The sequence below is a fragment of the Citrobacter sp. wls757 genome, assembly GCF_005280935.1.
GTDB lineage: Bacteria > Pseudomonadota > Gammaproteobacteria > Enterobacterales > Enterobacteriaceae > Citrobacter > Citrobacter portucalensis.
Map to the genome: position 1 here is coordinate 6,224 of NZ_SZWU01000078.1, position 10,039 is coordinate 16,262.

At 52.5% G+C, this 10,039-nt stretch carries 9 protein-coding genes; 2 read left to right on the forward strand and 7 right to left on the reverse strand.

Translation table 11 applies throughout. The annotated features are described in order from the left end of the window. Positions 1-7: 7 nt before the first annotated feature. The 4 genes from glmM to rlmE form a co-directional block, all read right to left on the reverse strand. Entirely contained in the window at positions 8-1,345 is a 1,338-nt protein-coding gene (glmM, locus tag FDW94_RS21905; RefSeq protein ID WP_008785919.1) for a phosphoglucosamine mutase, read from the reverse strand. Beyond that, positions 1,338-2,186 (reverse strand): dihydropteroate synthase, encoded by an 849-nt coding sequence (folP, locus tag FDW94_RS21910; RefSeq protein ID WP_048225717.1) that lies wholly within the window; start codon positions 2,184-2,186, stop codon positions 1,338-1,340. Before folP ends, glmM begins: the two co-directional genes overlap by 8 nt. A 98-nt stretch (positions 2,187-2,284) precedes the next feature. Then, complete coding sequence (ftsH, locus tag FDW94_RS21915; protein WP_003025013.1) at positions 2,285-4,219, reverse strand: ATP-dependent zinc metalloprotease FtsH; 1,935 nt, start codon at positions 4,217-4,219, stop codon at positions 2,285-2,287. 99 nt (positions 4,220-4,318) lie between these two features. Then, positions 4,319-4,948 carry a 23S rRNA (uridine(2552)-2'-O)-methyltransferase RlmE gene (rlmE, locus tag FDW94_RS21920; protein WP_003025015.1) on the reverse strand — a complete coding sequence of 210 codons (630 nt, stop codon included), beginning with the start codon at positions 4,946-4,948 and terminating at the stop codon, positions 4,319-4,321. 125 nt (positions 4,949-5,073) lie between these two features. On the opposite strand from rlmE, the gene yhbY reads away from it, so the two are divergent. Beyond that, positions 5,074-5,367, forward strand: coding sequence for a ribosome assembly RNA-binding protein YhbY (yhbY, locus tag FDW94_RS21925; protein WP_003025016.1), 294 nt, complete (start codon positions 5,074-5,076; stop codon positions 5,365-5,367). Positions 5,368-5,520: 153 nt separating this feature from the next. Here yhbY and greA read toward each other — a convergent pair whose 3' ends face one another. Then, positions 5,521-5,997: a transcription elongation factor GreA gene (gene greA / locus FDW94_RS21935; RefSeq protein WP_003025019.1), complete on the reverse strand. Its 477-nt coding sequence runs from the start codon at positions 5,995-5,997 to the stop codon at positions 5,521-5,523. Positions 5,998-6,245: 248 nt separating this feature from the next. Between greA and dacB the strand changes: the two genes are divergently transcribed. Next, positions 6,246-7,679, forward strand: coding sequence for a serine-type D-Ala-D-Ala carboxypeptidase (gene dacB, locus FDW94_RS21940; protein ID WP_032945109.1), 1,434 nt, complete (start codon positions 6,246-6,248; stop codon positions 7,677-7,679). Between the two features lie 100 nt (positions 7,680-7,779). Here dacB and cgtA read toward each other — a convergent pair whose 3' ends face one another. Next, on the reverse strand, positions 7,780-8,952 hold the full coding sequence (gene cgtA, locus FDW94_RS21945) for an Obg family GTPase CgtA (RefSeq protein WP_137378255.1): 1,173 nt from the start codon (positions 8,950-8,952) through the stop codon (positions 7,780-7,782). A 15-nt stretch (positions 8,953-8,967) separates the two neighbouring features. After that, a complete protein-coding gene (locus FDW94_RS21950; protein ID WP_008785922.1) occupies positions 8,968-9,933 on the reverse strand; it encodes a DMT family transporter in 966 nt (321 codons plus the stop codon). Positions 9,934-10,039: the final 106 nt, after the last annotated feature.

Sequence of the window (10,039 nt, forward strand, 5' to 3'; positions counted from 1 at the left end):
TTCGGAATTAGGCCGCTTTCACAGCATCGGCAATACGGTGGGCGAATTCAGTCACCTGCGCTTCGTCTTCACCTTCAACCATCACACGAATTAACGGTTCGGTACCAGACTTACGCAGCAGGACGCGTCCACGGTTACCCAGCGCCGCTTCCACTTCCGCCATCACCGCTTTCACGTTTTCATGTTCCAGTGGATCGCCGCTACCTGCTGTGTATCGTACGTTAACCAGCAGCTGTGGGAACATTTTCATGCCGCTGCACAGGTCGTGCAAGCTCATATGGTTGCGTACCATCGCCGCCAGCACCTGCAGACCCGCCACGATACCGTCACCAGTGGTGGTTTTGTCCAGCAGGATCACATGACCTGAGTTTTCGGCACCGATACGCCAGCCTTTTTCCTGCATTTTTTCCAGCACATAGCGGTCGCCAACTTTTGCACGGGCAAACGGAATACCCAGCTGTTTCAGCGCCAGCTCGAGGCCCATGTTGCTCATCAGCGTACCTACCGCGCCACCGCGCAGCTGACCCTGACGCAGAGCTTCACGGGCGATGATGTACATGATCTGATCGCCATCGACCTTATTACCTTCGTGGTCAACCATAATGACGCGGTCGCCATCGCCATCCAGCGCAATACCCAGATCGGCTTTTTCCGCAATCACGCGCGCCTGCAGAGCACGGACGTCGGTGGCGCCGACTTCTTCATTGATATTCACACCGTTTGGCTCACAGCCAATGGCAATCACGTTTGCACCCAGTTCACGCAGTACATTTGGCGCAATGTGGTACGTCGCACCGTTAGCGCAATCCACCACTATTTTAAGTTCATTCAGGCTCAGTTCGTTCGGGAAGGTGCCTTTACAAAACTCGATATAGCGACCGGCAGCATCAACGATACGCGTGGCTTTACCCAGTTCAGCGGAATCCACGCAGGTGATCGCTTTTTCCATCTCGGCTTCAATGGCTTCTTCCACTGCATCCGGCAGTTTAGTCCCGTCGGTAGAGAAGAATTTAATCCCGTTGTCATAGTACGGGTTGTGCGAAGCGGAGATAACAATCCCGGCCTCAGCACGGAAGGCGCGCGTCAGATACGCAACGGCGGGTGTTGGCATTGGCCCTGTGAATGAGGCTGAGAGTCCGGCGGCAGCCAGGCCCGCTTCCAGCGCAGACTCCAGCATATAGCCGGAAATACGCGTATCTTTACCGATAATAATTTTACGTGAACCATGACGAGCAAGCACTTTCCCTGCAGCCCAGCCCAGCTTGAGCACAAAGTCAGGAGTAATTGGGGCATCGCCTACGCGACCGCGGATCCCATCAGTGCCAAAATATTTACGATTACTCATAGCGTTTTTTTTCCTTTGCAGACAATGTGGCTTCCACCACACGCATCGCTTCTACGGTTTCTTTGACGTCATGGACACGAACGATCTGCGCCCCCTGCATTGCGGCAATCACCGCGCACGCAAGGCTACCGCTCAGGCGTTCTGATGGCCCCACATTCAGTAACTGGCCAACCATTGATTTTCGTGACATCCCAACCAGCAACGGCAGATTAAAATGATGAAACTCAGACAAACGTGCCAGTAATGTGTAGTTGTGAGTGAGATTTTTACCGAATCCGAATCCGGGGTCGAGCAACAATTTATCTTTTGTGATTCCAGCCCGCTCGCAACGTGCTATTTGCTCAACAAAGTAACGGTTTACCTCAGCAAAAACATCCTCATACTTTGGTGCTTCCTGCATGGTTTTCGGCTGCCCCTGCATATGCATCAGGCAAACCGGCAATCCGGTCTCCGCTGCGGCTTCCAGCGCTCCAGGCTCCGAGAGCGAGCGAATATCATTGATGATATGCGCGCCAACTCTGGCACATTCGCGAATCACTTCGGGTTTTGAGGTATCGACCGAAATCCACACTTCAAAACGCTGAGCAATCGCCTCGACCACTGGGATCACTCGCTGCAACTCTTCTTCCACACTCACATCAGCCGCGCCCGGACGCGTGGACTCACCGCCCACATCAATGATAGTCGCCCCGGCGTTAATCATCAGGTTTGCGTGTTTTACCGCCTCAACCAGAGAGTTGTGCGCTCCACCATCGGAAAATGAGTCTGGCGTGACGTTCAAAATCCCCATGACGTGCGGATGGCTGAGATCCAGTGAAGAACCCTGAGCAAAGAGTTTCATAGTTTTATCCCTGGTAAAATCTTGAATATGCAGATAAGAAAAACCCCGGAGCAAGCCCCAGGGTTTTCAATTAAAACACGGTCATCATCAACGATAACTTATTTGTCGCCCAGTTGCTCTGACATAGTGCCAGAGTCCGGCGCACGCGGTTCATCAACCGGACGCGGTGCACTCGGTTTGCCGGTGCTGCCAGAGTTATTGTTAGAAGAACCCGGTTCTTCCCAACCCGCTGGCGGACGCACGTCGCGGCGAGCCATCAGATCGTCAATCTGCGGCGCATCGATGGTCTCATATTTCATGAGCGCATCTTTCATCGAGTGCAGAATGTCCATGTTTTCGTTCAGCAAACGACGTGCACGGTCATAGTTACGCTCAATCAGCAGCTTAACTTCCTGATCGATAATGCGAGCGGTTTCATCGGACATGTGTTTCGCTTTCGCCACAGAACGTCCCAGGAACACTTCGCCTTCTTCTTCAGCGTACAGCAACGGACCGAGTTTATCGGAGAAGCCCCACTGAGTAACCATGTTACGCGCCAGGTTAGTCGCGACTTTAATGTCGTTCGACGCACCGGTAGAAACATGTTCAGCACCGTAGATGATCTCTTCCGCCAGACGGCCACCGTACAGTGTGGAGATCTGACTTTCCAGTTTCTGACGGCTGGCGCTGATTGCGTCGCCTTCAGGCAGGAAGAAGGTCACACCCAGCGCACGACCGCGCGGGATAATCGTTACTTTGTGCACCGGATCGTGTTCCGGTACCAGGCGACCGATAATCGCGTGGCCAGCTTCGTGATACGCGGTAGATTCTTTCTGCGCTTCCGTCATCACCATGGAGCGACGTTCCGCACCCATCATGATTTTGTCTTTCGCTTTTTCGAACTCAACCATCGACACTACGCGCTTGTTGCCACGAGCAGCAAACAGCGCCGCTTCGTTCACCAGGTTCGCGAGGTCCGCACCGGAGAAGCCAGGCGTGCCACGTGCAATGATTGCCGCATCGATATCCGGAGACAGCGGTACGCGACGCATATGCACTTTCAGGATCTGTTCACGACCGCGAACGTCTGGCAGACCAACCACAACCTGACGGTCGAAACGGCCTGGACGCAGCAGCGCAGGGTCAAGAACGTCCGGACGGTTAGTTGCTGCGATAACGATAATACCTTCGTTACCTTCGAAGCCGTCCATCTCAACCAGCATCTGGTTCAGCGTCTGTTCACGTTCATCGTGACCACCGCCCAGACCTGCGCCACGCTGGCGACCTACGGCGTCGATTTCATCGATGAAAATGATGCACGGTGCCGCTTTCTTGGCTTGTTCGAACATGTCACGCACACGAGATGCACCGACACCCACGAACATTTCCACGAAATCAGAACCGGAAATTGTGAAGAATGGAACCTTCGCTTCACCTGCGATAGCTTTCGCCAGCAGGGTTTTACCCGTACCCGGAGGACCAACCATCAGGACGCCTTTCGGGATTTTACCGCCCAGTTTCTGGAAACGGCTCGGTTCGCGCAGATACTCAACCAGCTCAGCGACTTCTTCTTTTGCTTCGTCACAACCCGCAACGTCAGCAAAAGTCGTTTTGATCTGATCTTCCGTCAGCATGCGCGCTTTGCTCTTGCCGAACGACATGGCACCTTTGCCACCACCGCCCTGCATCTGACGCATGAAGAAGATCCAGACACCAATCAGCAGCAGCATTGGGAACCAGGAAATGAAGATAGAAGCCAGCAGGCTCGGCTCTTCAGGTGGTTCGCCAACAACCTTGACGTTTTTGGTCAGCAGGTTATCAAGCAGCTTCGGATCGTTAACCGGGATGTAGGTCGTGTAACGGTTACTATCTTTCTTGGTAACGTTAATCTCACGTCCGTTGATCTTCGCTTCACGAACCTGGTCCTGATTGACCTCTTGCAGGAAGGTAGAGTAATCAACCTTACGGCCATTAGACTCGCTGGGCCCAAAGCTCTGGAATACTGACATCAGCACAACGGCAATGACCAGCCAGAGAATTAGGTTTTTCGCCATGTCACTCAAGGGATTAACCTCATATTACAACTGTGTTAAAAACAGCGTCAGGATACTCTATATCCAGTTTCTTTCAAACTTTCGTTTGAAATCTGCCGGTTATGGTTTACGCCCGGTCGCTACAATATACACTTCACGCGAACGGGCGCGAGAAGAGTCCGGCTTACGAACTTTGACCTTCGTAAACAGGGAGCGAATCTCTCTTAGATACTCATCGAAGCCTTCGCCCTGGAACACCTTCACTACAAAACTACCACCTGGCGCTAATACATCACGAGCCATTCCAAGCGCCAGCTCTACCAGATACATGGCCCGGGGAATATCCACCGCCGGTGTTCCACACATATTTGGCGCCATATCAGACATGACAACTTGTACTTTACTGTCACCTACGCGTTCAAGTAACGCTTTCAGGACTAATTCATCACGAAAGTCGCCCTGAAGGAAGTCCACACCAACGATTGGATCCATAGGTAAAAGATCGCAAGCGATAATGCGGCCGGTGTTGCCGATCTGCGTAACTGCATATTGCGACCAGCCACCGGGTGCAGCACCGAGATCAACTATCGTCATCCCCGGTTTAAAAATTTTGTCACTTTGCTGTATTTCATCAAGTTTAAACCAGGCACGGGAACGTAACCCCTTTTTCTGCGCCTGTTGAACATATTTATCGCTAAAGTGTTCCTGAAGCCAGCGACTCGAGCTGGCAGAACGCTTTTTACCTGTCATTTCACATTCCCAAAGGGCAGTTCATCGTAACCAATGGTGTAAATTTCTACACAGCTATTTGGTGATATATGGGAGATGGCGGTAGAATGACCCGTTTTCAATCCCAACGTAAGCAAAAATATACGATGAATCTGAGTACTAAACAAAAACAGCACCTGAAAGGTCTGGCACATCCGCTCAAGCCTGTAGTTATGCTTGGCAATAATGGTTTGACCGAAGGGGTACTGGCCGAGATTGAACAAGCGTTAGAGCACCATGAACTTATCAAGGTGAAAATCGCCTCGGAAGATCGCGATACTAAAACCTTGATCGTGGAAGCTATCGTACGCGAAACCGGCGCCTGCAATGTACAGGTCATCGGCAAAACGCTGGTACTGTATCGCCCGACTAAAGAACGTAAAATCTCGCTGCCACGCTAAGAATATCCCAAAGTTGCACACGAAGTTTGTGTAAAACGCGGGGTTTTCCGCTAGCAGGAGAGCAAAATGCCACGCTCTCTTCGTTGATAAAAGGCCGCTATGCGGCCTTTTTCCTTTCTTTACAATGTATCAACATCTTAACCAAGATGCGAATTACAGGTATTCTACCTTCGTCACTTCATATTCCACTTCGCCGCCCGGCGTTTTGATAACTACGACGTCATCCTGCTCTTTACCGATCAGGCCACGAGCGATAGGCGAGTTCACTGAAATCAGGTTCTGTTTAAAATCGGCTTCATCATCGCCGACAATACGCCATGTCTGCTCTTCATCGTTATCGAGATTCAGAACGGTAACCGTCGCACCGAAAACAACGCGGCCATTGTTCGGCATTTTAGTAACGTCGATTACCTGCGCGTTGGACAGTTTAGCTTCGATATCTTTAATGCGTCCTTCGCAGAAACCCTGCTGTTCACGCGCCGCGTGATACTCCGCGTTCTCTTTCAGGTCACCGTGCTCACGCGCTTCAGCGATAGCGGCAATAATTTCAGGACGGCGCACAGATTTCAGAAAATCCAGCTCTTCGCGCAGTTTTTCAGCACCACGTAAGGTCATCGGGATAGCTTGCATTTGTTATACCTCTTGAACATTCCTGTAGGGGGTAGTTGCTCTCACCCCGGCTGCTAAGCCCACCCTGGCGTGTGTCATGCCAGAGTCAGAAGCAAAAAAATACCGACCCGGGGCTCAAGGTCCCAGGTCAGCTACAATTCTCTATTTGATGATCATTTTACCCTGGAGTTCCTTATGGGTCATCGTTTACTTTTTGGGGCGTTGCGCCGTAGTATGACGGCCTGTTTCCAGGTTGTTAGCGCGAGATTATGCGATTTTCCAGATTTACCATCGGATTGACTGCCAGTATAGCGTTCAGCGTTCAGGCTGCGAACGTCGACGAGTATATCAATCAGCTCCCTGCCGGGGCCAACCTCGCCCTTATGGTACAGAAGGTTGGCGCACCTGCACCCGCGATTGATTTTCATAGCCAGCAGATGGCGCTGCCCGCCAGTACCCAGAAAGTAATCACCGCGCTGGCGGCATTGATTCAGCTCGGGCCTGACTTTCGTTTTACCACCACGCTCGAGACCAAAGGCAGCGTGGAAGGCGGCGTATTGAAAGGTGACTTAGTGGCACGATTTGGTGCCGATCCGACGCTAAAACGCCAGGATATTCGCAATATGGTGGCAACCCTGAAAAAATCAGGTGTGACGCAAATTGCCGGGAATGTCCTGATCGACACCTCTATTTTTGCCAGTCATGATAAAGCGCCCGGCTGGCCCTGGAACGACATGACGCAGTGTTTTAGCGCACCGCCCGCAGCGGCTATTGTCGATAGAAACTGTTTCTCGGTTTCACTCTACAGCGCGCAAAAACCCAACGATCTCGCCTTTATTCGCGTGGCATCTTATTACCCGGTCACCATGTTCAGTCAGGTGCGAACTCTCGCCCGAGGTTCTGCGGAAGCGCAATATTGTGAACTGGATGTGGTTCCCGGTGATCTCAACCGCTATACGCTGACCGGATGCCTGCCACAACGTGCCGATCCGCTGCCGCTGGCGTTCGCCATTCAGGACGGTGCCAGCTATGCCGGGGCAATTATCAAAGATGAGCTAAAACAAGCAGGTATCACCTACAGCGGTACACTGCTGCGCCAGACGTTGGTCAACGAACCAGGAACGGTGGTCGCCAGTAAGCAGTCGGCACCGCTGCACGACCTGCTTAAGATTATGCTGAAAAAATCGGACAACATGATTGCCGATACCGTTTTCCGTATGATTGGTCATGCCCGATTTAACGTGCCGGGCACCTGGCGGGCGGGTTCTGACGCCGTGCGCCAGATTTTGCGTCAGCAGGCAGGCGTCGATATCGGCAACACTATTATTGCCGACGGTTCTGGCCTCTCCCGCCATAACCTGATTGCCCCAGCGACCATGATGCAGGTGCTGCAATATATCGCTCAACACGATAACGAGCTGAACTTTATCACTATGCTGCCGCTGGCGGGCCACGACGGTTCCCTGCAATACCGTGCGGGTCTGCATCAGGCTGGTGTGGATGGCAAAGTATCGGCGAAGACAGGCTCGCTGCAGGGGGTTTATAACCTCGCAGGTTTCATCACCACGGCAAGCGGCCAACGCATGGCATTCGTGCAGTATTTATCTGGTTATGCGGTAGAGCCGGCTGACCAGCGTAATCGCCGTATTCCGTTGGTGCGCTTCGAGAGCCGGTTGTACAAGGATATTTATCAGAACAACTGAGTGCATTATTGCCGGATGTCGACGCTAACGCGTCTTATCCGGCCTACGATATGATGCCGTCCGTAGGCCGGATAAGCGCTAGCGCCATCCGGCGACGAGATTAACGCTTGTAGATGAACTCAACGCCTTCTTCGTCGTCTTCGTCCCAATCGTCATCCCAGTCATCTTCCGCTTCGTCTTCGACTTCAGCGAGCTGCTGGCGGTGATAATCATCCCACATGAACTCAACTTTCTCTGGCTGTTTCGCTTCTTCAGCCTGAACAATCGGGTTCTCGATGATAAAGGTCATCACATCCCAGCAGAGATCTTTCACGCCCAGCTGGCTGGCGGCAGAGATCAGGTAATATTTACCTTCCCAACTCAACGCTTCGGCGATCGCTTTCGCTTTCTCTTCCGCTTCAGCCTTGTCCATCAAATCAATTTTGTTGAACACTAACCAGCGCGGTTTAGATGCCAAATCCTGACTGTATTTTTCCAGTTCGCCAATAATGATACGGGCGTTTTCAACTGGATCAGAGCCATCAATCGGATCGATATCGATGAGGTGAAGCAGTACACGGCAACGTTCCAGGTGTTTCAGGAAGCGGATACCCAGGCCTGCGCCTTCAGCCGCGCCTTCAATCAGTCCCGGAATGTCGGCAACCACGAAGCTCTTTTCGTTGTCCATACGCACCACGCCCAGGCTCGGCACCAGGGTGGTAAACGGATAATCAGCGACTTTCGGCTTCGCCGCGGACACCGCACGGATAAACGTCGATTTTCCGGCGTTTGGCATGCCCAGCATACCCACGTCCGCCAGCAGCATCAGCTCCAGCATCAGATCGCGCTTATCACCCGGCGTACCCATTGTTTTCTGACGCGGAGTACGGTTAACCGAGGATTTGAAACGGGTGTTGCCCAGACCGTGCCAGCCACCTTTAGCGACCATCAGACGCTGACCGTGTTTGGTCATGTCGCCCATGGTTTCGCCCGTGCCCTGATCGATAACACGCGTACCAACAGGTACTTTAATGGTAACGTCTTTGCCACGCTTACCGGTGCAATCACGGCTCGCGCCATTCTGACCACGTTCCGCACGGAATGATTTTTCAAAACGGTAATCGATCAGTGTGTTCAGGTTTTCGTCGGCTTCCAGCCAAACGTCACCACCGTCACCACCATCACCACCGTCCGGACCGCCTTTTGGGATGTACTTTTCGCGGCGGAAGCTGACGCAACCATTACCGCCATCACCTGCAACGACCAGAATCGATGCTTCATCAACAAACTTCATTTTACTCTCCGTAAATCATTCGCCTGAGCGGGGTTGCGAAACCACCGTTTCATGCTTACGTAAACCGCCCCAAATTCGATGACCAATGGCGGAATACATCGCGCCCGCAACCACGATAAACGCACCGAGATAACCTAATAGGTTTAGCATCGGTCTGGCGAAGAAATCGGGCCAGGCCAGTGATAATAAATCTGAAAATAACAACGTAAACAGCGGTGTGAGCGTGATAAGAGCGCTCACCTGCGCCGCCTGCCAACGCGCCATTGCTTCCGCGAGAGCGCCATATCCTACCAGCGTATTCAGGCCGCAGAATATCAGGCATGCCAGCTGCCAGTCGCTGAGCTGCGTGATGACACCGGGTTTAGCCAGCGGCAACAACGCGATCGTACATAAAGTGTACAGTAAAAACAGGATCTGCGGTGATGCCAGGCGGCGCAATAACACCTTTTGCGCGACCCCATAGCTCACCCAGACCATCGCCGCACCGACACCAAAGATAACGCCCCAGGTGTAATCGGTGAGTCGGGTAAAAATTTCGATCAGACTGGTATTAAAAAACAGGACCAGTCCGCTCAGAAGCATAATGGCGCCAATCACCTGCGTACCGCGCATCTTTTCTTTCAGGATAAAGACGCTGGCGATCATCATACCAACCGGTGACAGCTGACCGATAACCTGCGAAGCCGTTGGGCTCAAATACTGCAAGGATGAACTAAACAGAATGAAGTTACCGAACAACCCACCGGTTGCGATAGCCAGCAACACCAGCCAACGCGCTTTGCGAAAAATACGCAACGGAGGGAGCTTTTTTTTAACCGCAAGAATAGCGCCAAGGCCAACGCTTGCCATTAAAAAACGGTAGAACACCACGGTAGGAGGCTCCATCACCTCCAGCACTTGCTTCATTGCTATTGGCAAAGCGCCCCAACATACTGCCGTTGTGAGTGCTAACAGAATACCAATGCCTGCCTGCTGCTTCATGCCGTATTCCCTGCAAGGGCTCGTTTCCGGGTTGTCACGGCGCGACGAGCGTATTTACCGGCCGTCGAATGTAAAAAGCCCCGCAACGTGTTGCGGGGCTTTTATC